This window comes from Pseudomonas sp. MYb60 (genome assembly GCF_002979555.1).
Classification (GTDB): Bacteria; Pseudomonadota; Gammaproteobacteria; order Pseudomonadales; family Pseudomonadaceae; genus Aquipseudomonas.
Genome location: NZ_PCOZ01000005.1, coordinates 371,321 through 396,938, shown reverse-complemented (window position 1 = coordinate 396,938; position 25,618 = coordinate 371,321). Strand labels below are relative to the sequence as shown.

Here is a 25,618-nt window from a genome sequence, read left to right as displayed (position 1 = left end):
AGAGCGCTTCGATATCGATCAGTACGCTCTTGAAGCGCAAGTTGGCCTCAAACGCTTCCCTGCCCAAGCCTGGCGCGCACCGCAAAGTCTGCTGAGGCCTGCCCTCAAAACGGTGGTTTGTATTGAGCACAGGTCGTTTTAGACGGCATATGCTGATTTCACAGTGGTGTAATGAACCTGTGCTGCAACGAGGCCAACGCGCCGCCAGGGCAGCGAACGCCAGTCACACTCAACGAACTCCAGGACCGCACTCAATGAGCTTTCTTCGCCCCAAATTCATTACGTTCGATTGCTACGGTACGCTGACCAACTTCCACATGGGCACCATGACCCGGGAGATCTTCGCCGATCGCATCAAGCCCGAGCAGATGGACCAGTTCGTCAAGGACTTCTCCGCCTACCGCCTCGACCAGGTCATGGGCGACTGGCGCCCGTATGACGAAATCCTCAAGACCGCCCTGGCCCGTACCTGCAAGCGCTGGGGTATCGACTACCGCGATGAGGGCCAGCTGTATTACGACGCCGTCCCGACCTGGGGTCCCCATGCGGACGTGCCGGCCGGTCTGTCGAAAATCGCCGACAAGATCCCCCTGGTGATTTTCTCGAATGCCAGCGACAGCCAGATCATGTCCAACGTCGACAAGCTCGGCGCGCCGTTCCACAAGGTGTTCACGGCTGAACAGGCCCAGGCCTACAAGCCGCGCCTGGCTGCATTCGAGTTCATGCTCGACAACCTGGGCTGCGGTCCGGAAGACATCTTGCATGTATCGTCGAGCTTCCGTTATGACCTGATGCCGGCCCATGACATGAAGATCAAGAACAAGGCCTTTGTAGCGCGAGGTCATGAAGTCCCGGCCAACGCGTTCTACGAATACCGTCAGATCACCGATATCGGTGGGCTGCCGGCGCTGGTTGGCCTGTAACCGCACACCTTGAGGGCAAGACATGGGCAGTGAATCCTATTGGCTGGATACGGCACCGGCGTTTACCGGCGCGCAGTTGGGCGGTTTGCCCGCGCAGGTCGATGTGGCCGTGGTCGGCGGTGGGTTCACCGGCCTGGCGGCGGCGCGGGCATTGGCGCTCAAGGGTGCCAGCGTGGTGGTGCTCGACGCCGGGCGTGTGATCGGCGAAGCCTCGGGACGTAACGGTGGGCAGTGCAACACCGGGGTGGCCCAGGACTACGCCGGGTTGCATGCCAGCCTGGGTGCCGACAAGGCACGGGCGTATTACCAGGCTTATGAAAACGCGGTGCAATCCGTGGTTTCCCTGGTGGAGCAGGAAGGGATTGCCTGCGACCTGGTGCGCAACGGCAAGCTCAAGTTGGCGGCCAAGCCGATGCATTACGACGGCCTGGCCCGCACCTGCGAGCTGATCCGCAAGGAAGTCGATGCCGATGTCGAGTTGCTCAGCGCCGCGCAAACCCGTGCCGAAGTCAATTCGGCGCAGTTCCACGGCGGCCTGCTGCAACGCAATGGCGTGCAGATGCATGTCGGGCGTTTTGGCGTCGGTCTGGCTGAAGCCGCCGCACGCCAAGGTGCAATGATTTATGAGCACACCCCGGTCAAGGACTGGAAGCCTCAGGCCAATGGTTATCAGGTCAACACCGCCAAGGGTTCGCTGCACGCCGGGCAGGTGTTGCTGGCCACTGGCGCCTGTCAACACGGCGACCTGGGGTGGTACCGCCGGCGCATCGTGCCGGTGGGCAGTTTTGTGATCGCCACTGAAGTTCTGCCCCAAACCCTGATCGACCAGTTGTTGCCGCAACATCGCGCCTACGTGACCAGCCGCATGATCGGCAACTACTTTCGCCTGACCCCGGACAATCGCCTGCTGTTTGGCGGGCGTGCGCGGTTTGCCATGTCCGACAGCGTTTCCGACGCCAAAAGCGGCAAGGTGCTACAAGCCGCGATGCTGAACATGTTCCCGCAGCTGGCGCACGTAAAGATCGACTATTGCTGGGGCGGCCTGGTGGACATGACGTCCGACCGCCTACCGCGCGCTGGCCAGCATGGCGGTGTGTTTCACTCCATGGGCTACAGCGGCCACGGCGTGCAGATGTCGGTGCACATGGGCCAGGTGATGGCCGAGGTCATGGCCGGGAATGCGGCGGCCAACCCCTGGGGTGAACTGGATTGGCCGGCGATTCCCGGGCACTTCGGCAAGCCGTGGTTCCTGCCCTTCGTGGGCGCCTATTACCGCTTTCAGGATTATCTGCACTGAGTTCTTGCGTCACCGTCGTTTGTGTTTCCAGGACGCTGTGGACATCTGCAGCACTCGATTCTTCCGATTATCGACAGGTAGCCTTGATATGACTGACAACAAAAACACCCCCGAGCTCATCTCCGGTCAGGACAGCCTGCGGGTTTTCGAAAGCCTCAATCGTGGCATGTCGCGCCGTAACGCCTTGCAGATGCTCGGCGTGGCCGGTGTCGCCGCTGCCGGTGCAGGCAGCCTGTTTGGCGCCGCCGGCAAATTGTTCGCCGATGAAGCCGCCACCCCCGGCAAAGGCAAGCCCGGCGGCAAGATCCGCGTGGCGGGCATGTCCAGCTCTACCGCCGACACCCTCGACCCGGCCAAGGGCGCGCTGTCCACCGACTACGTGCGCCACTTCATGTTCTACAACGGCCTGACCCGTTTCGATAAACACCTGGTGCCGCAACTGGAACTGGCCGAGCGCATCGACAACACCGACGCCACCCTGTGGACCATCACCCTGCGCAAGGACGTGACCTTCCACAACGGCAAGAGCCTCACCGCTGCCGACGTGGTGTTTTCCCTCAGCCGCCACAAGGACCCGCTCACCGGTTCCAAGGTCATGCCGCTGATGGAGCAGGTCACCGAGATCAAGGCCACGGGCCCCAACGAAGTGCAGATCCGCCTCAGCGCGCCCAACGCCGAGTTGCCGTCGATCCTTGCCGTGTCGCACCTGTTGATCGTTCCCGAAGGCACCACCGACTTCAACAAAGGCATCGGCACCGGCCCGTTCACCGTCGGTGAGTTCAAGCCTGGCGTGCGCTCGATTGCGGTGCGCAACAAAAACTACTGGAAACCGGGCCTGCCTTACCTCGACGAAATCGAGTTCATTGCCATTGCAGACGAACCGTCGCGGGTCAACGCGCTGCTGTCGGGCGACGTGCACATGATCAACGAGGTCAACCCGCGCTCCACCACTCGCATTGCCGCCAGCGCCAAACACCGCGTGGTCGATGCGCCGTCGGGCAACTACACTGACTTGATCATTCGACAGGATCAGTTGCCCGGTAAAAACGCCGATTTCACCCAAGCCATGAAACTGCTGCTGGACCGTGAACAGGTCAAGTCCGCAGTGTTCCGAGGTTTCGCCGTGGTGGGCAACGACCACCCGATTGCGCCGGGCTCGCGTTACTTCAATGCCGACCTGCCGCAGACCGTCTACGACCCGGAAAAAGCCAGGTTCCTGCTGAAAAAGGCCGGGATGGAAAGCATCACCATGCCGGTCATGGCTTCGCCGGCCGCTACCGGCTCGGTGGACATCGCGGTGCTGCTGCAGCAGTCGGCCAAGCAGGCCGGGCTCAAGCTGGATGTGAACCGCCTGCCGAGCGATGGCTACTGGTCCAACCACTGGATGAAACACCCGCTGAGCTTCGGCAATATCAACCCGCGGCCGAATGCCGACGTGATGTTCTCGCAGTTCTTCCAATCCAAGGCGCCGTGGAACGAGTCCGGTTGGCAGAACGATCAGTTCGACCAGTTGCTGATGCTCGCCCGTGGCGAAACCGACGACGCCAAGCGCGGCAAGATGTACGCCGACATGCAGACCCTGGTGCATGACCACAGCGGCATCGGCGTGCCGGTGTTCATCAGCAACATCGACGGCGTCGACCAGCGCATCAAGGGCTACGACTCCAACCCGCTGGGCGGTTTCATGGGCTACATGTTCGCCGAGCAGGTGTGGCTGGACGCGTGAACACAGTGAGGGCAGGGCGATGAATAGCAATACACTGTGGTTGATCGGCCGGCGCCTGGGTGCCGGGGTCGTGACCTTGTTGATCGTGTCCATGGTCGTGTTCGCGATCACGGCGGTACTGCCGGGGGACGCGGCGCAACAATCCCTGGGCCAGTTCGCCACCCCCGAACAGGTGGCGGCGCTGCGCCTGAAACTGGGGTTGGACCAGCCCGGCGTGTTGCGTTACCTGCACTGGTTGATGAGCTTGCTCAGTGGTGACTTGGGCGTATCGGTGTCCAACGCCATGCCGGTGGGTGAGCTGATGGCCGGGCGCGTGCCCAATACGTTGATGCTGGCGGCTACCACGGCGCTGGTCTCGGTGCCGGTGGCCCTGGTGCTGGGCATCGGCTCGGCGATGGGCCGGGGCGGGCGCATCGACAGCTTCCTGAGCTTTGTCACCCTGGCCATGGTCGCGGTGCCGGAGTTCCTGGTGGCGACCCTGGCAGTGCTGATCTTCGCGGTCAACCTCGGCTGGTTGTCGGCGCTGTCCTACGCCAGCGACATCACCTCGCCGCTGCAATTTCTGCGCACGTACGCCTTGCCGGTGATGACCCTGTGCTGCGTGATCGTCGCGCAGATGGCGCGTATGACCCGCGCTGCCGTGATCGATCAACTCGACAGCGCCTACGTGGAAATGGCCCGCCTCAAGGGCGTCGGCCCGGTGCGCATCGTGCTGCAACATGCGCTGCCCAATGCCATCGGCCCGATCGCCAATGCCATCGCCCTGAGCCTGTCGTACCTGCTGGGTGGGGTGGTGATCGTCGAGACCATCTTCAACTACCCCGGCATTGCCAGCCTGATGGTCGATGCCGTGACCAACCGTGACATGGCGCTGGTGCAAGCCTGCACCATGTTGTTCTGCGCGGCTTACCTGGGCCTGGTGTTGCTGGCCGACCTGTGCGCGATCCTGTCCAACCCGAGGCTGAGAAACCAATGAACAATCTCATTGTGAAATCAACGCCTGCTACTCCCGACCTGTCGGCGGGCAAAGTTTCCAGCGGGCCGTCCTGGCTGGGGCTGGTGGGTGCCGCTGTCTGTGTGATCTGGCTGCTGGTGGCGCTGTTCGGCCCATGGCTGGCACCGCACCCGGTGGGTGAAGTGGTCTCTGACAATATCTTCGAAGGCCTCAGTGCCGCGCACCCGTTCGGTACCGATTACCTGGGCCGCGACATGCTCAGCCGCGTGCTGGTGGGGGCGCGTTTTACCGTGGGCCTGGCGTTGGTGGCGGCGATTCTGGCCAGCGGCCTCGGCACTGGCTGTGCGTTGCTGTCAGTGGTGTCGCCCAAATGGCTGGATGAAATCATCAGCCGTTTGATGGACGCCTTTATCTCGATCCCGAGCAAGATGCTGGCGCTGATCATGGTTTCGGCATTCGGCTCGTCGGTGACCCTGCTGATCTGCACCGCCGTGCTCAGCTTCAGCCCCGGCGCGTTCCGCATTGCCCGCAGCATGGCCGTGAATATCGAAGCCCTGGAATACGTGCAGGTGGCGCGCACCCGTGGCGAACGCCGCCTGTACATCGCCTGCGTGGAAATCCTGCCCAATATGCTCAACCCGGTGCTCACCGACCTGGGCCTGCGCTTTGGGTTCATCGTGCTGCTGCTCAGCGGCATGAGTTTCCTGGGACTGGGCGTGCAGCCACCGGATGCCGACCTGGGTTCGCTGGTGCGGGAAAATATCGGCGGCCTCGGCCAGGGCGCGCCGGCCATCGTGCTGCCAGCGCTGGCCATCGGCACGCTGACCATTGGGGTCAATTTGTTTATCGACAGACTGTCATCCCGACGCAGTCGCCGCACGGGAGGCCATTGAAATGACCGAATTGATTCGTGTCGAAGACCTGCGCGTGGTCGCCTGTGGCGAGCGCGGCGAGGTGGAAATCGTCAAGGGCGTGAGCTTTGCCCTGGAAAAAGGGCAAGTCCTGGCGCTGATCGGTGAGTCCGGCTCGGGCAAGACCACCATCGCCCTGGCCTTGCTTGGTTATGCGCGGCGCGGCTGTCGCTTGTCCGGCGGGGTCGTGCAGGTGGGCGAGCACGACATGCTCGCCCTCAGCGAAAAACAGCTGCAGGGCCTGCGCGGCAACCGCGTGTCGTATATCGCGCAAAGCGCTGCTGCGGCGTTCAACCCGGCGAAAAAACTCATCGACCAAGTGGTGGAGGGCGCCCTGATCCACGGCCTTGGTAGCCGCGCCGAGCTGCAAGCCAAGGCCATCGGCCTGTTCCGCGACCTGGCGCTGCCAGACCCGGAACACATCGGCCAACGCTACCCGCACCAGGTCTCCGGCGGGCAACTGCAACGGGTGATGGCGGCCATGGCGCTGATCAGCGATCCGGTGCTGGTGGTGCTCGACGAGCCCACCACCGCGCTGGATGTCACCACGCAGATCGAGGTGCTGCGCGCCTTCAAACGCGTGGTGCGCGAACGCGGCGCGACGGCGGTGTATGTGTCCCACGACCTTGCGGTGGTGGCGCAAATGGCCGACCAGATCGTGGTGCTCAATGGCGGGCAGATCCTTGAACAAAGCGCCACGGCGCCATTGCTCAAGGGTCCGGCCCACGAGTACACCCGCAGCCTGCTCGCCGCTGCGCGCCCCGACACCACCATTCGCCCGCCGACCGGCATCGCCGAAGAGGCGCCGCTGCTGACTGTCCAGGGACTCACCGCTGGCTACGGCAACAAGAATCTGCATGGCATGCCATCGATCCGCGTGCTGGAAGACATCGACCTCACCGTGCGCCGGGGCCAGGCCATTGGCGTAATCGGTGAGTCGGGTTCGGGCAAGTCTACCTTGGCACGCGTGGTCGCAGGCTTGTTGACGCCAGCGTTGGGCGGCCTGACGTTCGACGGCCAACCCCTGGGCGGCAGCCTGGCGGAGCGCACCCCGGAACAGTTCCGCCGCATCCAGATGGTGTTCCAGAATGCCGACACGGCGCTGAACCCGATGCACAGCGTGGCGACCATCCTCAGCCGCCCGTTGAAGATGTATTTCGGCCTCAAGGGCGCCGCTTTGCAGGCGCGTGTCGGCGAATTGCTCGACCTGGTGCGCCTGCCGCGCAACCTCGCCGAACGTCGCCCCAACGAGCTGTCCGGCGGGCAGAAGCAACGGGTCAACCTGGCCCGTGCACTGGCGGCCAAGCCGGACCTGATCCTCTGCGATGAAGTCACCTCGGCCCTCGACACCGTGGTCGGCGCGGCGATCCTTGAACTGCTGCGCGATCTGCGCCAGCAACTGGGCGTGTCCTACCTGTTCATCAGCCACGATATTTCCACGGTGCGCGCGCTGTGCGATGACATTGTGGTGATGTACAGCGGTCACAAGGTGCAGGCGGGCAGTCGTCAGTCGTTCAGCGAAGCGCCGTTCCACCCCTACACCGACCTGCTGATCCACTCGGTACCGGAACTGCGCCAGGGCTGGCTGGAAAACTGCGGCACCACCTGCGGTGCATTGCCGCCGATTGGCGAGCGCGCCAACGTGCCGGAGCTGTGCACCTTCCTCAACCGTTGCCCGGTGCGCGTCGATGGCCTGTGCAACCGCACTGCGCCGAACCGGCGCACGCTGGACAACGGTAGCGAGATCCTCTGTCACCACGACGGTGCCCGACTGCTCGAAACGCAGCAGGGCGTCACCACACTCAGCTTGGGAGCCTACGCATGAGCGGGCGTTTTGTGAGGCTGGCCGAACAGGGCCGGCCGACGGTCAGCCTGACCGTGGATGGCGCACCCATCGACGCGCTGCAGGGCGATACCCTGATGGTCGCGCTGCTGACCCAGGGCAACGCGCTGCGCCAATCCGAATTCGACAGCGGCCGCCGCGCCGGCTTCTGCCTGATGGGCGCGTGCCAGGACTGCTGGGTCTGGACCCGCAGCGGCGAGCGACTGCGTGCCTGTTCCAATGAAGTGCGCGAAGGACTGGACATCGTCACCACACAACCGGAGGCGATATGGCCACTGCACGGGTAGTCATCATTGGTGCGGGGCCCGCAGGTGTGCGTTGTGCCGAGACCCTCCTGGCGGCCGGCGTCAAGCCAATCCTGATCGACGAAAACCGTCGCGACGGCGGGCAGATCTACCGTCGCCAGCCCGCAGGCTTCACCCGCGATTACACCACCCTGTACGGCAGCGAGGCCGCCAAGGCTTACGCCCTGCACCAGAGCTTCGACCGCCTGCGTGCGGCCATCGACTACCGCCCTGACACCCTGGTGTGGAACCTCACGCCGGGGCAATTGTGCTGCGTGAGCCAGGGCCGCCACAGCACGGTGGATTACGACGCGCTGATCCTCTGCACCGGCGCCACCGACCGCCTGATGCCCATCGAGGGCTGGCAATGGGCGGGTACCTACAGCCTCGGCGGAGCGCAGATCGCCTTGAAAAACCAGGCCGTGTCGATCGGCCATCGTGTGGTGTTCATGGGCAGCGGGCCATTGCTGTACCTGGTCGCCAGCCAATATGTGAAGGCCGGGGCCGAGGTGGCGGCGGTGCTGGACACCTCGCCGCTGAGCCTGCGGCTCAAGGCGCTGCCCAAACTGCTGGCGCGGCCCGCCGTGCTGTTCACCGGGCTCAAGCTGTTGGCGCAGTTGTACCGGGCCAAGGTCGCGGTGCATCTGGGGATCAAGCCGTTGCAGGTTTTGGGCGACGCTGAAAATGGTGTGATGGGTGTGCGCTTCACCACGGGCGGCGGGCGGGTTGAAACGGTGCAGGCCGATGCTGTCGCGCTGGGGTATCACCTGCGCCCGGAAACCCAATTGGGTGACCTGGCCGGTTGCGCCATGGCCTTCGATCAGGCGTCCAGCCAATGGTGGCTGGATACCGACGGGCTGGGACGCACCTCAGTGCAGGGCGTATACGCGGCCGGTGACGGCTCGAAAATTCGCGGTGCCGATGCCGCTGAACACGCGGGGCGCTTGGTGGCGATGGCGTTGCTGGAAGATTTGAAACTGCCGGTGAACGCTGGCCTGCGTGACGAACAGCAGCAAGCTTTGGCGGTAATGGACCAATTCCGCGTCGGTCTGGCCGAAGCTTTCCCATGGCCCAGCGAACAAGCCAAGGCCTTGCCCGACAGCGCCATCGTCTGCCGCTGCGAAATGATCAGCGCCGGTGAATTGCGCCGCACGGTGAACCAGAAGGGCGCCTGCGAGGTCAACCGGGCCAAGGCGTTCAGCCGCGTTGGCATGGGCCGTTGCCAGGGGCGTTATTGCTCCCAGGCCGGTGCCGAAGTGATCGCCGCCTGTGCGGGTGTGCAGGTGCAGGAAGTCGGTCGTCAGCGTGGCCAGGCGCCGGTCAAACCCTTGTCGATGCTGACTGAAGAGGTTGCGCCATGAGTGTGCAAAAAGCAGATGTGGTGATTGTCGGCGGCGGCCTGATGGGCGCCGCGACCGCATTTTTCCTGCGCCAGCGCGGGCAGTCGGTGATTCTGCTCGAGCGTGACCAGATTGGTCAGTACGCCAGCGGTGTGAACTTCGGCAACGTGCGGCGCCAAGGGCGTTTTCTGGGTCAACTGGCCCTGGCCAATCGGTCGTGGGCATTGTGGAAGCGCCTGCCGGAGCTGATCGACGACGACCTGGAATTCATCCCCAGCGGCCACATGCGCGTGTGTTATCGCGACGATGAAATCGCCGAGCTGGAAGCCTACGCCGCGGCGCCGGAAGCCGCGCAACTGGACTTGAAGATTTATCGCGGTGCCGACTTGCATGCGCGTTTTGGTTTTCTTGGCCCGGACGTGAAGGGCGGTTCCTACGCACCCCATGACGGCCACGCCAACCCGCGCCTGGCGGCGCCTGCGTTCGCTCGGGCGGCCAAGCGCCTGGGGGCACAGATCGAGGAGCGCACCGAGGTCGCCGAGGTGCAAAAGGTCGGGGGGGATTTCCATGTCACCACCACTGATGGCCGCCAATTCCACGCCGCGCAACTGTTGATCACCGCCGGCGCCTGGGGCCAGAAGCTCTCGGCACAGTTCGGCGAACCGGTACCGCTGGACACCCACGGCCCGCAAATGGCGGTGACCGAACCGGTGCCCTATGCGCTACCGACCGTGATCGGCGTGTACACCAAGATCCCCGAGGAAGTGATCTACTTCCGTCAGATCCCGCGGGGCAATATCGTCATCGGCGGCGGCTACCGCAGCAAGCCGGACATGCTCAACCGCCGCGCCTACGTCGAACCGCGCAGCATCCTCAACCAGATCAGCCAGATGCGCCGTCTGCTGCCTGGGGTGGCCAACCTGAACATCATCCGCGTGTGGAGCGGCATCGAAGGCTACCTGCCGGACTCGCTGCCGATCATGGGCCCCAGCGGTACCGTCGATGGGCTGTTCTATGCATTCGGGTTCTGTGGCCATGGCTTCCAGCTCGGCCCCGGCGTCGGCGATGTGATGGCCGAACTGCTCAGCACCGGCGCCACCAGCACCCCCATCGCGCCGTTTTCCATCACACGCTTCGCCCTTCCTGACGTACAACGGAGCCAGGCCTCATGACCCCCCGCGTTCTCGATATTCTCAAGCAGCTGATGGCCTTCGACACGGTGTCATCGGAGTCCAACCTGGCCCTGATCGACTACGTGCGCGACCTGCTGCTGACCAAGGGCATCGAGTCGCTGATCGTCAAGGACGAAAGCGGCAAGAAGGCCAACCTGTTCGCCAGCACCGGACCCAAGGACCAACCCGGCGTGTTGCTGTCCGGCCACACCGATGTAGTGCCGGCGGCGGGGCAGGCGTGGACCTTTCCCGCGTTCGCGGCCACCGTGCAGGACGGGCGCATCTACGGGCGCGGTAGCTGTGACATGAAGGGTTTTATCGCCTTGGCTATCGACGCCATGCTCGACGCCGCCGACCACAACCTGACCCGCCCGCTGCAACTGGCCCTGTCCCACGATGAGGAAATTGGTTGTGTCGGCGTGCGCCGCCTGCTGGATGTACTGCACCTGGCGCCGGTTCGGCCGTTTCTGTGCCTGATCGGCGAACCGACCAACATGCAGTTCGTGCTCGGCCACAAGGGCAAGGGTTCCTATCGCACCTACTGTCGCGGCCTGGAAGCGCATTCATCGCTGGCGCCGCGCTCGGTCAATGCCATTCACGTGGCCTGCGATTTTATCGCCGCCCTGCGCGAGAGCCAGCGCCAACTGGAACAACACGGCGCCCAGGACCACGACTACGATGTGCCCTACAGCACCGTGCACGTGGGGCAGATCGTCGGCGGCAAGGCACTGAATATCGTGCCCAACCTGTGCACCCTGGATTTCGAAGTGCGCAACCTGCCGGCGGATGACCTCGACCAGTTCCTCGACCAGATGCGCGAACGCGCCGAAGTGATTGTGCGCGAGGCGCAGAAACTCTCCAGCGTGGCGGCCATCGAGATCGAAACGATCAACGTCTACCCTGGCCTCGATACCCACCCGACGGTCGAGGCGGTGAGTTTTCTCAAGCGATTCGCCGCGCCGGGCACGGGTACCTCGAAGGTCTCGTTCGGTACCGAAGGCGGGCTGTTCAAACAGCGCCTGGACGTGCCGGTGGTGGTCTGCGGGCCGGGTTCCATCGAGCAGGCGCACAAACCCGACGAGTTTATCGAGATCAGCCAGATGGACGCTGGCGCGCACTTCCTGCAAGGCTTGCTGGGCTCGCTGAAGGCGTAGCAGAGCCTGCCGTCCTGGGCGCAATTTCAGCACGGCGCGCTGCTGTAGCGGCACTTTCGGCATCCTTATCCGTGGCGGCTCCCTAGACTGGAACCTGTCTCGGATCAGGACTCGACCATGCTCAAGAATCGCTTGCAAGACCCCAGCCTGCTGGCTGAATTCGCTTATGTAGATGGCCAGTGGATCGCTGCCGACAGCGGCGCGACCCTGGACATCCGCGACCCTGCCACCGGCGCCGTGTTGGCCCAAGTGCCAGCCATGGATGCGGTGGACACCCGCCGCGCCATTGACGCCGCCGAACGTGCCTGGCCGGCCTGGCGTGCACGCCCGGCAGCAGAGCGTGCGGCGCTGCTCGAGCGCTGGTTCCAGGCGATGATCGACAACCTCGACGACCTCGCGCTGATCATGACCAGCGAGCAGGGCAAGCCCCTCAATGAAGCCAAGGGCGAGGTGCGCTACGGTGCCGGTTTCGTCAAATGGTTCGCCGAGGAAGCGCGGCGGGTGTACGGCGAAACCATGCCGGCACCCAGTGGAGATCGGCGTCTTTTGACGTTGAAGCAACCGGTGGGAGTCTGCGCGGCCATCACCCCCTGGAATTTCCCCAACGCGATGATCACCCGCAAATGTGCGCCGGCGCTGGCTGCGGGTTGCCCGATCATCGTCAAGCCTTCGGACCTTACACCGCTGTCGGCCCTGGCCCTGGCAGTGCTGGCCGAGCGCGTTGGCATTCCGGCCGGGGTGTTCAACGTGATTACGGGTTTGCCTGCCGGCATCGGTGAAGAACTCACCGGCAATCCGGCGGTGCGCAAGATCTCCTTCACTGGCTCCACGGCGGTCGGTCGCCTGCTGATGCGCCAGAGTGCCGAACATATCAAGCGCCTGAGCCTGGAACTGGGCGGCAATGCGCCATTCGTGGTGTTCGACGACGCCGACCTGGAGCAGGCGGTGGCCGGGGTGATGATCAGCAAGTTCCGTAATGCCGGGCAAACCTGCGTGTGCGCCAACCGCATCCTGGTGCAAGCAGGAATTTATGAGCGCTTTGCCGCGCGGCTGGTGGAAGAGGTGGGCAAGCTCAAGGTCGGCAATGGCCTGGAAGACGGCGTGACCATCGGGCCGCTGATCAACCCGGCGGCGGTGGGCAAGGTGGCGCGGCATATCGACGATGCCTTGAGCCAGGGCGCCAAACTGCTGTGCGGCGCGATCCCCGGTGGTGACAGCCAGTTTGTGCAGCCCACGGTACTCGGTGACGCCCATGCCGGCATGCTGCTGGCCAACGAAGAGACGTTCGGCCCGGTGGCGCCGCTGATGCGCTTTAGCACCGAGGCCGAAGCACTGGCCCTGGCCAACGCCACGCCGTATGGCCTGGGGGCCTACTATTTCACCCAGGACCTGCAACGCTCGTGGCGCTTCGGCGAGGCCCTGGAATTCGGCATGGTCGGGCTCAATACCGGGATCATTTCGATGGAAGTCGCGCCGTTTGGCGGTATCAAGCAATCGGGTCTGGGCCGTGAAGGCAGCAAGTACGGGCTGGACGAATACCTTGAAGTCAAAGCCTTCCACATCGGCGGTTTGAACTGAATTCTTACGAGGCATGCACCATGAGCAAGGCATTCAGAATCGCCGCGATTGCCGGCGATGGCATTGGCAAGGAAGTGTTGCCCGAAGGGCTGCGGGTATTGGAGCAGGCGGCAAAAACCTGGGACCTGAACCTGAGCATCGAAGTGCTCGACTGGGCCCACTGCGATTACTACCTGGAACACGGGCAGATGATGCCCGATGACTGGTTCGAGCAGCTCAAGGGCTTTGACGCGATCTACTTCGGCGCCGTGGGCTGGCCGGACAAGGTGCCGGACCACATTTCCCTGTGGGGGTCGCTGCTGAAGTTCCGGCGTGATTTTGACCAGTACGTGAACATCCGTCCGGTGCGGCTGTTTCCCGGCGTGCCGTGCCCACTGGCGGGGCGTGAGCCGGGGGATATCGATTTTGTGGTGATCCGCGAAAACACCGAGGGCGAATATTCCTCGGTGGGTGGCAAGATGTTCGAAGGCACCGAGCATGAGTTCGTGTTGCAGGAGTCAGTGTTCACCCGGCGTGGTGTGGACCGCATCCTCAAGTTCGCCTTCGACCTGGCGCAGACCCGCCCACGCAAGCGGTTGACGGCGGCGACCAAGTCCAATGGGATCTCGATCAGCATGCCGTACTGGGATGAGCGCACCGCGTTGATGGCCGCCAGCTATCCCGAGGTGACGTGGGACAAGCAGCACATCGATATCCTCTGCGCACGGTTTGTATTGCAGCCGGACCGGTTTGACGTGGTCGTGGCGTCGAACCTGTTTGGCGACATCCTCTCCGACCTGGGGCCAGCGTGTGCGGGGACCATCGGCATCGCGCCGTCGGCCAACCTCGATCCCGAGCGGCGGTTTCCGTCGTTGTTCGAACCGGTGCACGGCTCGGCGCCGGATATCTACGGGCAGAACATCGCCAACCCGATCGCGATGATCTGGTCGGGGGCGTTGATGCTGGATTTCCTGGGCAATGGTGATGAGCGCTATCGAGCAGCCCATGACGGAATCTTGCGCGCCATTGAAGCGGTGATTGCCGAAGGGCCGATTACACCGGATTTGGGCGGGAAGGGCTCGACTCAGGAGGTGGGCGCGGCGATTGCGGCCAGGCTGTAACCGGGTCGAAAAATGGGGGAGGGGCGGTGTGTTTGTTGTCTGCGCCTGGCATCGCCCCTCCCGCCTTTTGATCTTCCTACATCCCTCAATAGCCCAGTGTTCGGTCCACTTCGCCCAGCATGGGCTCGCCGCGCTCGAAGCGGCGGATGTTTTCCAGCAACACGCCGAAGGCACTCTGCGGCTGGGTCATCGCCGCAATGTGCGGGGTAAGCACAATCTGCGGATGGGTCCAGAACGGGTGATGTGGCGGCGCAGGTTCTTCCTGCAATACATCCAACACAGCACCACTCAGTTGCCCGCTGTCCAGCGCTGCCAGCAAGTCCGCCTCAACCAGATGCCCGCCACGGCCCATATTGATCAGCGCGGCCCCCTTGGGCAGTTGGGCAAACAGCTGTCGATCCAGAATGCCTTGGGTCTGTTCGGTCAATGGCAATACACACAGCAAGATATCGCACTGGCCCAGGAAGTCTGGCAGCTGCTCTTCGCCCGCATAACACTTCACCCCTGGCAAATGCCGGGCACTGCGCGCCCACCCCGACAGGGCAAACCCCAACGGCGCCAGTGTTGCCAGGATCTGTTGGGCCTGTGTGCCCAATCCCATCACGCCAATCCGTCGATTGGCCGCTGGCTGCAGCAAGTGCGCCTGCCAGCACCGTGCAACCTGCTGTTGACGGTAGCGCAGCATGTCCCGATGCAGGCTGAGTACCGCCCAGCTGGCGTATTCGCACATGCCACGGGTGATGCCGGGGTCAAGTAGACGTACTACCGGCAAGTCAGGCGGCAGGCGCGACAGGTCCAATTGATCAACTCCGGCTGACAGTGCAAACAACACCTTTAGATTGGGCAGCACCTGCGCCACATCATCCGGCGCTGTCCAGGCCGCGAGGTACTCAATCTCTTCGGGGTTGCCAATGTCCGGCCAGGCGCGCCATTCGATATCCGGTGCGTGTTCGGCGAACAGTGCCTGCCAGTGTTGGCCGCGCACCGGGTCAGCTTTGTAGAGCAAGGCCATGGGCATTTCCTGCTGGTTTAAGGAAGGCCTCATCATCGCCCAAACCCCGGCGCAGGATCTGTTGAAACGCGGGTGTAAAACAGTCGATCCGAATTTCTCACGGGCCAAGTTCGGCGTAGTGCGTTGTTCACACACCGTAATCTGGACAGCATCGCAACCACCTCCCGGTTGCCGGACTCACGATGGGAAATGCCATGAATAGCAAAGTCGATGAAACCCCTCATTTGCTCCGTCAGCGCGAGCAGTTCGTGCCCCGTGGGCTGGTCACCGCGCACCCGCTGGTGATCGATCGCGCCCAGGGCGCCGAGTTGTGGGACGTGGATGGCAAACGTTACCTGGACTTCGTCGGCGGCATCGGCGTGCTCAATATCGGCCACAACCACCCCAAGGTGGTCGCCGCTGTGCAGGCCCAGTTGCAGAAGGTCTCCCACGCCTGCTTCCAGGTGGTCGCTTATCAGCCTTACCTCGACCTGGCCCAGCGCCTGTGTGAACTGGTCGGCGGGCAGGAGGCCTATAAGGCGGCGTTCTTCACCTCGGGCGCCGAGGCGGTGGAAAATGCGGTGAAAATCGCTCGCGCGCACACCAACCGGTCGGCGGTGATCGCCTTTCGCGGCGGCTTCCATGGCCGTACCCTGCTGGGCACCACCCTCACCGGCATGAGCCAACCCTACAAACAGAACTTCGGGCCGTTTGCGCCTGAGGTGTTCCATACCCCGTATCCGAACGCCTATCGCGGTGTCACCAGCGAAGTCGCCCTGAGCGCGCTGGATGAGTTGCTGGCAACCCAGGTTGCACCTGAGCGCGTCGCGGCAATCATCATCGAGCCAGTGCAGGGCGACGGCGGCTTCCTCACCGCGCCGCCGGAGTTCCTGAAGGCACTGCGGGCGTTGGCCGACAAACACGGCATTGTGTTGATCCTCGACGAGATCCAGACCGGTTTCGGTCGCACCGGCACCTGGTTCGGTTTCCAGCACGCCGGTATCCAGCCTGACCTGGTCACCGTGGCCAAGAGTCTGGCCGGTGGTTTGCCGTTGTCCGGCGTGGTCGGCAAGGCGCACATCATGGATGCGCCGTTGCCCGGCGGCCTCGGCGGCACCTACGGCGGCAACGCCCTGGCCTGCGCAGCGGCGCTGGCGGTGATCGACGCGTTCGAGCAAGAGCAATTGCTGGCGCGCAGCCAGGTGCTGGGCGACCGCCTGCGTAAAGGTCTACTCGGTTTGCAGGCACGCTACCCGAACATCGGCGATGTACGCGGCACCGGCTTCATGCTGGCCATTGAGCTGATCAAGAACGACGCTGCGCGCACCCCGGACGCCGACCTCAACCAACAGGTGATCGACGCCGCCCGCGCCGGTGGGTTGCTGGTGATCAAATGCGGCGTGCACCGCAACGTGCTGCGCTTTCTGGCGCCGTTGGTGGCCACCGAAGCACAGATCGACGAAGCCTTGCAGATTCTCGACGCGGCCTTGGCACGGGTCTTGAACTGAGGCTGTGCCCGCTACGGGTGAAACGCATCAAGGAGGCTTGACCCACCATGGGGCTGACAGATTATCGGGCGTTACTGATCGATTGCGATGACGTGCTGGTGGACCGCGACTCGGGGGTGTGGGCAGCGTTGCAACCGCTGCTCGACAGCCGTGGCGGGCAGCCGCCGAGGGAGCAGGTGTTGGTGGAGTTCAATGCGGTGGTGGCGAGCCTCTATCCGCGCTTTGCCGAGCTGGGCTTCAGTGGGGTGTTGTGTTTCGCCCATCGCCAACTGGCTGAAACGTGGGGGCTGCACGCCAGTTGGGAGGAGGGCATGAGCTTTGCCCGATCGGCGGGCAACTGGTCACTGTTCGAAGATGCGCCGGGGGCGATGTTGTACTTGCGCAAGTTCTATCGCCTGTTGGTGCGCGGCGACCGCGATGCAGAAGATCGCGGTGCCTTGTGCGAGCGGTTGGGAATTGCACCGGAAGACTTCATTTCCCTGGCGGAAGACCCACAATGGCTCAATCGGCAAGGGGATGAGGTGCAGCCGATCCTGCACATCACGCGTCCATCGGTCGGCGAGCAGGTGGCGCTGGATCGCTGTTTGATCGGCCGCCACCGGGCGCGGCAGCCTTCTCCGTGCGCGGCGGACTACTGCATCAACAGCATGGCGGATCTGGTGGCGCAGCATCAGCTGTCTTTACGGCGCTGATTTTGCTAGAAGATTGTCTTACAAACGGCAGTCACGAGGTACGCAATGGAAGGGCAAGTCAAGCTGGACCGAATCGACATCAGTATTCTGGTTGAACTGCAAAAGGACGGCCGGATGACCAATGTCAGCCTCGCCGACGCCGTTGGCCTGTCGGCGAGCCCTTGCCTGCAACGGGTCAAGCGGCTGGAGTCGGCGGGGTACATCTCCAGCTACAAGGCCCACTTGAACCTGGCCAAGATAACCGATTCGGTCACGGTGTTTACCGAGATCACCCTCAGCGACCACAAACGTGAAGACTTTGCCAAGTTCGAATCCAATATTCGCTTGGTGGATGAGGTACTGGAGTGTCATTTGATCAGCGGCGGGTATGACTATCTCGTGCGGTTCATGACCCGCAGCATTCAGCACTATCAGGAGGTGGTTGAGAGTTTGTTGGACAAGAACATCGGCATATCCAAGTACTTCAGCTACATCGTGATCAAGTCGCCGGTGCTCAAGGATGGGGTGCCGTTGCGCAAGCTGCTGCGGCACTGAGGGCCGCTTTGCTGCCTGGGTGTAAACCGGATCAAAGGTGGGAGGGGGCAACCCCCCCTCCCACCTTTGATTTAAGTTTGGCCCGGACTCGGTGTTTGCTCCGTTGTGACGTTATTCCTGCAACAACAACGCCCGCTGCTTGAGCGCACGCTTACGCTCGAATGGCAGTTTGTCGTCGTCCCCATACGGCGCGCTGTACCAGTTGCCATACGTCGGGTTCGGCAGCAGGAACCAGCGCTGCCCAAACCAGTTTACAAACGGCTCGGCGGCCTTGCGCTGATCAGCAAGGGTGTTGTGTTCGGCTTGCACAAAGTCCCCAAGTGAATCCCCGGCCATCAACAACACCCGAGCATGGCTGGCAATCCACTGTCGCCGGCAGGTCTTGCCATAGCCGGCGCTTTCGCAGTGGCCGGTGGGAGTGCTGGCCGCGAGGATCTGCTCTTCGCTTTCAATCGGAAAACCGCGCAGGCGCAGATTCTTCAAGGTGGCCGCGACCTGGCTGTGTTCTCGATTGGTCACGTAGTACACCTTGATACCCTTGCGCCCGACCGCCTGCAAAAAGGCCGCTGCCCCGGGTAACGCCTGGGCCTTGGCCTCCTCGACCCAAGTGTTCCAGCGGTCGTAGGAATAGATCTGGTTGTAGACCACATCGCGGGCGTTGAGCGGCACGTTATCCAGCACGGTTTCGTCGATATCCACCACCACCGCTGGCGGCAGGCCATCCAGGTTGCGCGGGGCGAAGGGCAGGGCGTCCCAGGTGGGGTCGGCCAGCGCCACGTCAAGTTGGCGCGTGGCGTTGGCGAAGAGCTGGCGGTAGATCAACTCGTGTTCGATGGAGGTCTGTGTCCAGAGCACGGCGTCGAGCTGGTCGTTGGCCGGTGGCGTCTGTTGGCAGCCGGCGAGCAGGCACAGGCTGGCGATAAGCAGGTTTCGCATGAAGGGAATCTCGCAGGTCGGTGGCGCGTGGGCAGCACCTTAACCTGATCCCAGTGGGATTCACCACGTTGCGAAAGGTTTGTCCGAATGAGAGGCTGGCGAAATTGTGCGGAATCATCATGGGGCCGGCCCTTGATCACACCCTCCCGCTTTTGACCACGGGTACCCCTTGCGGCACCATTGCGCCCAACCGCATGCAAAGGAACCCCGCGTCCATGAGCGCACTGATCGAAACCCGCGCCCTCACGCGCCAGGACGAGCGCCGCCAGGTGCTGTTGCTCCAGCCTACCGATTTCATCCTGAACCCCAGCGACCGCGTCTCCATCACCGGCTCTTCCGGTTCCGGCAAAAGCGTATTCCTGCGCGCCTTGGCCCTGCTGGACGCGCCCACCTCCGGGCAGATCCTGTGGAATGGCCAGGTGATCACCAGCGCCGAGATTCCCCATTACCGCTGCCACATCAGCTATTTGTCCCAGCGTCCGGCGCTGCTGGAAGGCACGGTGGAAGACAACCTGCGTTTTCCCTTCAGCCTCAAGACGTCGCGCAAGCGCCGCTTCGACCAGGCGACAGTCACCACCTTGCTGGGCCACGCCGGCAAGGCCCCGGACTTCCTGGCGAAAAACGCTGCCGACCTGTCCGGCGGAGAATCCCAGGTGGTCTCGCTGATCCGCACCCTGCAACTCAACCCCGAAGTGTTGCTGCTGGACGAACCCACCGCCGCCCTCGACCCTACGTCATCGCGCGAAGTGGAGGCGCTGATCGACGCCTGGTTCGCCGGCGATCCCTCCCGCGCGTGCATCTGGGTGTCCCATGACCTGGACCAGGCGCAGCGCATGAGCAAGCGCCACCTGCACATGAACGCTGGCGTATTGAGCGCAGAGGCCCAGGCATGAATTATCAGAACCTTTCTGTCCTGGACATGGGAATCGCCGCGTCGTTGATTTTGATCAACGGCGCGTTGTCGCTGGCCCTGCGCCTGGGCCTGGGGCGCCAATTGTTATGGGCGGCGGTGCGCACCGTGGTGCAGTTGCTGGCGATTGGTTACCTGCTGGGCTGGGTGTTCGCGTTCGCCTACTGGTACGTGGTGCTGCCGCTGATGTGCGCCATGACCCTGATCGCCGGCGTTTCGGCCGCCGGACGCGGGCGGCGCACGTACCGGGGGCAGCGCGTCGACAGCATCCTGTCGGTGTGGGGCAGTTCGTGGCTGGTAACCGCGATCGGGCTGTTCGCGGTGATCCGCATCCACCCCTGGTACGAACCGCAGTACGCGATCCCGATCCTTGGCATGATCCTCGGCAACACCCTCACCGGTGTGTCCCTGGGCATCGAGCGCATGACCCAGGAACTGACCACCGGCCGCAACACCGTCGAAATGATCCTGGCCCTCGGCGGCACCCGCTGGGAAGCTGCCCAGGACGCCATTCGCCAGGCCGTGCGCGCGGGCATGATCCCCACCCTCAACCAGATGACCGTGGTCGGCATCGTCAGCCTGCCAGGCATGATGACCGGCCAGGTCCTCGCCGGAGAAAGCCCGGCGGACGCAGTGCGCTACCAGATCGTGATCATGTTCCTCATCGCCGCCGCCTCGGCACTCGGCACCGTCGGCGCAGTGCTGCTGACGTACCGCCGATTGTTTTCGACCGACCACCGCTTTCTGCGGGAGCGGTTGCAGGAGCGTTGAGCGTTTGTGTAGGTGCCCGTGCTACCTAGCCGTTCGGTCAGTATTTAACCCGCGCCTGATTTGTTAGGTTGAAAAACTTAAAACCAGCCGGGGGCACCAACATGATCAGAGTGGTCGTAGTCGACGGTTTTTCATCCGGCAAATTCGTGGCCAAGCGTTTGAACGAGGAGGGCTGTGTGTTGATGCATGTGGCGTCGTCGGTCAATCTGGACAGTTATTACTACAACCTTTTCGACTACGCGCTGTATGACCAGTTGATCGTCAATGCCGATTTCCCTGCCACCCTGGCAGAGGTCGAGCGATTTGAGCCGCAGTTCATCATTGCCGGTGCTGAAACCGGTGTGTTGCTGGCCGATGAGCTCAATGAACGCCTGCAGTTGCCGTATCGCAACGACTTCGACCAGAGCCTGGCCCGGCGCAACAAGTACGACATGATCCAATGCGTGACCCACGCCCAGTTGCCCGCTGCGCGGCAGTTTGCTGCCGCTAGCTGGGCGCAGGCCGAGGCGTGGGTCATGCTGCACGGGCGCTTTCCGGTGGTGATCAAGCCCCTCGAAAGTGCCGGCGCCGACGGGGTGTTCATCTGTGATGACCTGTACGATTGCGAGGTGGCAGTGGGCAAGCTGTTGGGCAGCACCAACAAGCTGAATATCCTCAATACCCAGGTGCTGATCCAGGAGTACCTGGCGGGGTTGGAGTACGTGGTGAACATGGTGTCGCTCGACGGCCAGCAACTGGTGACCGAGGTGGTGCGCTACCAGAAGCAACGCTCGCGGCACGGCGGTATTCTCTATGACATCGACGAACTGATCGGCCCCGATTCGGCGGTGTACCCGGTGCTGGTGGCGTACACACGCGCGGTGGTGCAGTGCCTGGGCATTCGCAACGGTGCCAGCCACGCCGAAGTGATGTTTACCGATGATGGCCCGAAGCTGGTGGAAATCGCCGCGCGCACCGACGGCATCCTGCGCCCTGGGGTGTCGCGGCAAACCACCGGGCTGGGGCAGATCGATGCGCTGGTCATGTCGATCACGGCGCCGGATGAGTATGCGCAGGTGCTGGCGCGCGGTTATGACTACCGGCTGTTGCAGCACACCTACACCGTGTGCCTGATCAATCGCGCGCCAGGTTGTTTTGACAAGGGGTTGTTCCTGACCGAGTTGCTCAAGCTCGAATCATTTTTCGATGCGGTATTTTACGTTGACGACGGCCAGGAAATCGGACTCACCCATGACGTGTTCAGCCAGCCGGGCACGGTGTACCTGGTGCACGCCGACTCCAGCGTGATCGCGGCTGACTACCGCAGGATTCGTGTTCTGGAGACGCAGGGGATCTATCTGGTCACCGAGTAACCCTGGGTGATTGTTTCGCAGGCTGAAATACTGGATTGTGGAAGCTGGTGATTCCAACGCACGGGGCAGGGGGGGAACATGCCTGGCGTCAACCCCCACTTTTCGGAGCCTTCCATGTCCCAGCCTGCGATCAAACTCTACGGTTTCCCGTTGTCCGGCCACTCCCACCGGGTCGAGCTGATGCTGTCACTGCTCGGCTTGCCCACGGAATTCATCTTCGTGGATCTCAAGCAAGGCGCCCACAAGTCCCCGGACTATCTCGGCGGGATCAACAGCTTCGGCCAGGTGCCGGCGATTGATGACAACGGCACCGTGTTGGCGGACTCCAACGCGATTCTGGTCTACCTGGCGAGCAAGTACGGCAAGGGCCAGTGGCTGCCGAGCGACCCGGTGGGGCTGGCCCGCGTGCAACGTTGGCTTTCGGCGGCGGCGGGGCAATTGCACGGCGGGCCGGCATCTGCACGGCTGATCACCGTGTTTGGCACTGAGCTCGACCCGGTCGCTACAATCAACCGTTCCCACGCCTTGCTCGCCTTGCTGGAACAACAGTTGAGCGACAGCCGCTGCCTGGCGGGTGCTGAACCGAGCATCGCTGACATTGCCTTCTACACCTACGTGGCCCATGCACCGGAAGGCAATGTATCGCTGGCCGGCTACCCTCATGTGCGCGCCTGGCTGGCCAGCATCGAAGCGTTGCCGGGGTTTGTCGGCATGCCGCGTACGGCGGTGGGTTTGCAGTCAGCGTAATTTCAATCGAGGTGTGGATGGATCGATTTCATGAAATGCAGGTGTTCGTGGCGGTGGCCGAAGCAGAGGGCTTTGCCGCCGCCGCGCGTCGTTTGGACACTTCGCCGCCCAGCGTGACCCGGGCCATCGCCGCCATGGAGGAACGCATCGGCACTCAACTGCTGGCCCGCACCACGCGCAGTCTGCATTTGACCGAAGCCGGCCAGCGTTACCTGGAAGACTGTCGGCGCATCCTCGCTGAACTGGGAGAGGCCGAAGAAGCCGCCGCCGGCAGTTATTCCATTCCCTGCGGCCAATTGACGGTGACCGCGCCGGTGCTGTTCGGCGAACTGTACGTGGCGCCGGCGCTCGGCGAATACCTGGACCGCTTCCCCTTGGTCAATATCAACGCGCTGCTGGTAGACCGCGTGGTCAACATGACCGACGAAGGCGTCGACGTGGCCGTGCGCATCGGCCATCTGCAGGAGCCGGGGCAGCAGGCGATCAAGGTGGGGGAGGTGCGGCGGGTGGTGTGTGCCTCACCCACGTATCTGGAGCAGCACGGTCGGCCCCGGCATCCGGCGCAATTGCGCGAAGCCAGGATCGCCACGGCAGCGTCAAGCCAGTCGGCACGCGAGTGGGGGTTTGTCGAGGCCGGCCGGCCGCTGAATGTGCCGATCGAACCGCGCCTGGTGGTGTCGGCCAACAACGCCGCCATCCATCTGGCGCGCCTGGGTTGGGGCGTCACCCGCGTGCTGTCCTATCAGGTGGCGGCGGCGGTGGCGGCAGGTGAGCTGGAGATCGTGCTGGAGGACTTCGAACCGGCGCCGCTGCCGATCCAGGTGCTGTACCAGAAAACCTCGCGCGTGCCGGCCAAGGTCAACACCTTTGTGGACTTTCTCAGCCAGCGCCTGGCCCAGGACGCCGCCCTCAACCCGGCAATCAAGCGGCGCGGCTGATGGAGCGTTATCGCGACATGCAGTTGTTCGCCGCACTGGCCGGACATCCCAGCCTGGCATCGGCAGCGCGCGGTGCCCAGGTCTCAGGGCCGACGGTGGTCCGCGCCGTTGCCCGCCTGGAAGCGCGCCTGCGCGTCGCGTTGTTGCACCGCAGCACCCGCGGTGTGCGGCTGACCGACGCCGGCAGCGCTTACCTGGCGGATTGCGTGCGCCTGCTGGCGGCAGTGGATGCCGCCGAAGCCTCGGCGCAAGGCCTGCACGTGCACGCCCAGGGCAACCTGCGCGTGTTCATGCCGTTGCTGTTCAGCCGTCATGTAATGGCGCCGGTGTTGGCGAGCTATATGGAGCGCTTCCCCGACGTGCACCTGAGCGTTCATTACCACGACTATTACCCCAACCTGCACGAAGAAGGGCTGGACGTCGCGATCCTGGTGGGCGAGCTGCCTGACTCCGCGCTGATCGCCCGGCGGGTGGGCCAGGTGCGGCCGATCCTGTGCGCCAGTCCTGGCTACCTCGCGGAACACGGCGAACCTGAGCATCCGGACGCACTCAAAGACCATCACCTGATCGCCAGCAACCAACCGGTGCACTGGGAATTCAAGGATTACCCGTTGAAAACGCGAGCCCGCCTGGGTTGCACCACGGTGCAAGGCGCGATCAATGCAGCGTTGCAGGGGGCGGGGTTGCTGCGCTGCCTGAGCTATCCGGTTCACGAACACGTGGTCAGCGGGCAATTGCGCCGCGTCCTGGCCGACTACGAGCCGCCGGGGTTGCCGGTGCAGGTGGTGTACCGCGAAGGCCGCAACGCATCGATGCGTGTGCGCAGCTTTGTCGACCACTGTGTCACAGCGCTGCGCGAGCATCCGGCGTTTCAGTTGGCGTAATGGTGGATTGCTTTTGGTGAGTATTCTCTCGCCGGCGGGTAGGGCGCAGCATTGAGTGATCCAACCTGAGGTGCTCGCCATGAACCCTATCGAACAGTCTCCCTGGCATGCCGGTGAACGGCACATGCAAACCCTGATCGGCGTGGCCGAGCGCATGGCGATGATCGGGCCCAAGGTGATTCGCGATCACTTGCCCGAGCAACATCGGGATTTCTACCCCTTGCTGCCGTATCTGGTGCTGGGCGTGGTGGATGCCCAGGGCACCCCGTGGGCAACGATGGTGGAAGGCGCGCCAGGGTTTGCTCATTCGCCGGATCCGCAGTCACTGCAGATCGACAGCCTGCCGTCGGTGGGTGATCCGGCCCGCGCCGCGCTGCGGGACGGTGCCGCGGTGGGCCTGCTGGGTATCGACCTCAACACCCGTCGGCGCAATCGCATGAATGGCCGTGTGGGTGTGCTGGGCCACGACGGTTTTGCCGTGGACGTGGTGCACAGCTTCGGCAACTGCCCCAAGTACATCCAACTGCGACCGGTGGCCGGGGTGGCGCGCAAGCCCGGCACATTGAGTGAGTTGGACAAGGGCCTGGACGCTGCCGATCAAACCCTGATCGGGCATGCCGACACCTTCTTCGTCGCCAGCTTTGTCGACACCGAGGGGGAGCGCTCGGTGGACGTCTCCCATCGCGGCGGCCCTCGCGGCTTTGTGCGGGTGGACGGCAACGTGCTGACCATTCCGGACTTTGCCGGCAACCAATTCTTCAACACCCTGGGCAACCTGCAGGCCAATCCGGTAGCGGGGTTGCTGTTTATCGATTTTGAATCGGGGGATGTGTTGCAGGTCGCCGGGCGCACCGCGTTGATTCTCGAAGGGCCTGACGTCGACGCGGTCGAGGGTGCACAGCGCCTGTGGACGGTGACCGTGGACCAGGTGGTCCGCCGCCCGGCAGCGCTGGCGCTGCGTTGGCAGTTCGCGGAATTCTCGCCGTTCAACCCCTCTCTGCAGGGCCGGTGATCACCGTGCAGTAGTCAGCCCCCCCATCCCTCCCGTACCATGCGCACCCCCTCGCAATGA

The 25,618-nt window shown here is 63.4% G+C and carries 24 protein-coding genes; 22 read left to right on the top strand and 2 right to left on the bottom strand.

The genetic code is table 11. The features are described 5' to 3' along the window. Positions 1 to 254 precede the first annotated feature (254 nt). The 12 genes from CQ041_RS11630 to CQ041_RS11575 all read left to right on the top strand — a co-directional run bounded on the left by CQ041_RS11630 (position 255) and on the right by CQ041_RS11575 (position 14,283). Positions 255 to 923 carry a haloacid dehalogenase type II gene (locus CQ041_RS11630; protein WP_105522598.1) on the top strand — a complete coding sequence of 223 codons (669 nt, stop codon included), beginning with the start codon at positions 255 to 257 and terminating at the stop codon, positions 921 to 923. A 22-nt stretch (positions 924 to 945) separates the two neighbouring features. Beyond that, positions 946 to 2,220, top strand: a complete 1,275-nt coding sequence (locus CQ041_RS11625) for an FAD-binding oxidoreductase (protein WP_105522599.1) — start codon at positions 946 to 948, stop codon at positions 2,218 to 2,220. Between the two features lie 88 nt (positions 2,221 to 2,308). Beyond that, positions 2,309 to 3,946 carry an ABC transporter substrate-binding protein gene (locus tag CQ041_RS11620; RefSeq protein WP_105522600.1) on the top strand — a complete coding sequence of 546 codons (1,638 nt, stop codon included), beginning with the start codon at positions 2,309 to 2,311 and terminating at the stop codon, positions 3,944 to 3,946. Positions 3,947 to 3,965: 19 nt separating this feature from the next. Next, on the top strand, positions 3,966 to 4,922 hold the full coding sequence (locus tag CQ041_RS11615) for an ABC transporter permease (protein WP_105522601.1): 957 nt from the start codon (positions 3,966 to 3,968) through the stop codon (positions 4,920 to 4,922). Then, a complete protein-coding gene (locus CQ041_RS11610) occupies positions 4,919 to 5,794 on the top strand; it encodes an ABC transporter permease (RefSeq protein WP_105522602.1) in 876 nt (291 codons plus the stop codon). Before CQ041_RS11615 ends, CQ041_RS11610 begins: the two co-directional genes overlap by 4 nt. Before the next feature lies 1 nt (position 5,795). Then, a complete protein-coding gene (locus CQ041_RS11605) occupies positions 5,796 to 7,637 on the top strand; it encodes an ABC transporter ATP-binding protein (RefSeq protein ID WP_105522603.1) in 1,842 nt (613 codons plus the stop codon). Further along, a complete protein-coding gene (locus CQ041_RS11600; RefSeq protein ID WP_105522604.1) occupies positions 7,634 to 7,942 on the top strand; it encodes a (2Fe-2S)-binding protein in 309 nt (102 codons plus the stop codon). The genes CQ041_RS11605 and CQ041_RS11600 overlap by 4 nt, the downstream gene beginning before the upstream one ends. Then, a complete protein-coding gene (locus CQ041_RS11595; protein WP_105522605.1) occupies positions 7,924 to 9,300 on the top strand; it encodes an NAD(P)/FAD-dependent oxidoreductase in 1,377 nt (458 codons plus the stop codon). The genes CQ041_RS11600 and CQ041_RS11595 overlap by 19 nt, the downstream gene beginning before the upstream one ends. Continuing rightward, a complete protein-coding gene (locus tag CQ041_RS11590) occupies positions 9,297 to 10,451 on the top strand; it encodes an FAD-binding oxidoreductase (RefSeq protein WP_105522606.1) in 1,155 nt (384 codons plus the stop codon). Before CQ041_RS11595 ends, CQ041_RS11590 begins: the two co-directional genes overlap by 4 nt. Then, positions 10,448 to 11,605, top strand: a complete 1,158-nt coding sequence (gene argE, locus CQ041_RS11585; protein WP_105522607.1) for an acetylornithine deacetylase — start codon at positions 10,448 to 10,450, stop codon at positions 11,603 to 11,605. Before CQ041_RS11590 ends, argE begins: the two co-directional genes overlap by 4 nt. A gap of 117 nt (positions 11,606 to 11,722) precedes the next feature. Further along, positions 11,723 to 13,183, top strand: a complete 1,461-nt coding sequence (locus CQ041_RS11580) for an NAD-dependent succinate-semialdehyde dehydrogenase (RefSeq protein WP_105522608.1) — start codon at positions 11,723 to 11,725, stop codon at positions 13,181 to 13,183. Positions 13,184 to 13,203: 20 nt separating this feature from the next. Continuing rightward, on the top strand, positions 13,204 to 14,283 hold the full coding sequence (locus CQ041_RS11575) for a tartrate dehydrogenase (RefSeq protein ID WP_105522609.1): 1,080 nt from the start codon (positions 13,204 to 13,206) through the stop codon (positions 14,281 to 14,283). An 85-nt stretch (positions 14,284 to 14,368) separates the two neighbouring features. On the opposite strand, the gene CQ041_RS11570 is transcribed toward CQ041_RS11575, so the two are convergent. Continuing rightward, positions 14,369 to 15,295, bottom strand: coding sequence for a glyoxylate/hydroxypyruvate reductase A (locus CQ041_RS11570; RefSeq protein ID WP_105522610.1), 927 nt, complete (start codon positions 15,293 to 15,295; stop codon positions 14,369 to 14,371). A gap of 194 nt (positions 15,296 to 15,489) precedes the next feature. On the opposite strand from CQ041_RS11570, the gene gabT reads away from it, so the two are divergent. Genes gabT through CQ041_RS11555 form a run of 3 tightly spaced genes read left to right on the top strand, consistent with a single transcriptional unit; the run spans position 15,490 to position 18,008 of the window. Beyond that, a complete protein-coding gene (gene gabT / locus CQ041_RS11565) occupies positions 15,490 to 16,782 on the top strand; it encodes a 4-aminobutyrate--2-oxoglutarate transaminase (protein WP_105522611.1) in 1,293 nt (430 codons plus the stop codon). Between the two features lie 47 nt (positions 16,783 to 16,829). Next, complete coding sequence (locus CQ041_RS11560) at positions 16,830 to 17,474, top strand: 2-haloalkanoic acid dehalogenase (protein ID WP_105522612.1); 645 nt, start codon at positions 16,830 to 16,832, stop codon at positions 17,472 to 17,474. 45 nt (positions 17,475 to 17,519) lie between these two features. Next, entirely contained in the window at positions 17,520 to 18,008 is a 489-nt protein-coding gene (locus CQ041_RS11555; protein ID WP_010449292.1) for an Lrp/AsnC family transcriptional regulator, read from the top strand. 111 nt (positions 18,009 to 18,119) lie between these two features. Here CQ041_RS11555 and CQ041_RS11550 read toward each other — a convergent pair whose 3' ends face one another. Next, positions 18,120 to 18,944 carry a 5'-nucleotidase, lipoprotein e(P4) family gene (locus tag CQ041_RS11550; RefSeq protein ID WP_105522613.1) on the bottom strand — a complete coding sequence of 275 codons (825 nt, stop codon included), beginning with the start codon at positions 18,942 to 18,944 and terminating at the stop codon, positions 18,120 to 18,122. Positions 18,945 to 19,159: 215 nt separating this feature from the next. On the opposite strand from CQ041_RS11550, the gene CQ041_RS11545 reads away from it, so the two are divergent. The 7 genes from CQ041_RS11545 (at position 19,160) to CQ041_RS11515 (ending at position 25,558) form a co-directional block, all read left to right on the top strand. Continuing rightward, entirely contained in the window at positions 19,160 to 19,837 is a 678-nt protein-coding gene (locus tag CQ041_RS11545) for an ATP-binding cassette domain-containing protein (RefSeq protein ID WP_105522614.1), read from the top strand. Continuing rightward, positions 19,834 to 20,625, top strand: a complete 792-nt coding sequence (gene fetB / locus CQ041_RS11540; RefSeq protein WP_105522615.1) for an iron export ABC transporter permease subunit FetB — start codon at positions 19,834 to 19,836, stop codon at positions 20,623 to 20,625. The genes CQ041_RS11545 and fetB overlap by 4 nt, the downstream gene beginning before the upstream one ends. Positions 20,626 to 20,726: 101 nt before the next feature. Continuing rightward, positions 20,727 to 21,977 (top strand): ATP-grasp domain-containing protein, encoded by a 1,251-nt coding sequence (locus CQ041_RS11535; RefSeq protein ID WP_105522616.1) that lies wholly within the window; start codon positions 20,727 to 20,729, stop codon positions 21,975 to 21,977. Between the two features lie 114 nt (positions 21,978 to 22,091). Beyond that, positions 22,092 to 22,724 (top strand): glutathione S-transferase family protein, encoded by a 633-nt coding sequence (locus CQ041_RS11530; protein WP_105522617.1) that lies wholly within the window; start codon positions 22,092 to 22,094, stop codon positions 22,722 to 22,724. 17 nt (positions 22,725 to 22,741) lie between these two features. Next, a complete protein-coding gene (locus CQ041_RS11525; RefSeq protein WP_105522618.1) occupies positions 22,742 to 23,662 on the top strand; it encodes a LysR family transcriptional regulator in 921 nt (306 codons plus the stop codon). Further along, positions 23,662 to 24,546 carry a LysR family transcriptional regulator gene (locus tag CQ041_RS11520; RefSeq protein ID WP_105522619.1) on the top strand — a complete coding sequence of 295 codons (885 nt, stop codon included), beginning with the start codon at positions 23,662 to 23,664 and terminating at the stop codon, positions 24,544 to 24,546. The genes CQ041_RS11525 and CQ041_RS11520 overlap by 1 nt, the downstream gene beginning before the upstream one ends. A 79-nt stretch (positions 24,547 to 24,625) precedes the next feature. Then, positions 24,626 to 25,558, top strand: a complete 933-nt coding sequence (locus CQ041_RS11515) for a pyridoxamine 5'-phosphate oxidase family protein (protein WP_105522620.1) — start codon at positions 24,626 to 24,628, stop codon at positions 25,556 to 25,558. Positions 25,559 to 25,618: the final 60 nt, after the last annotated feature.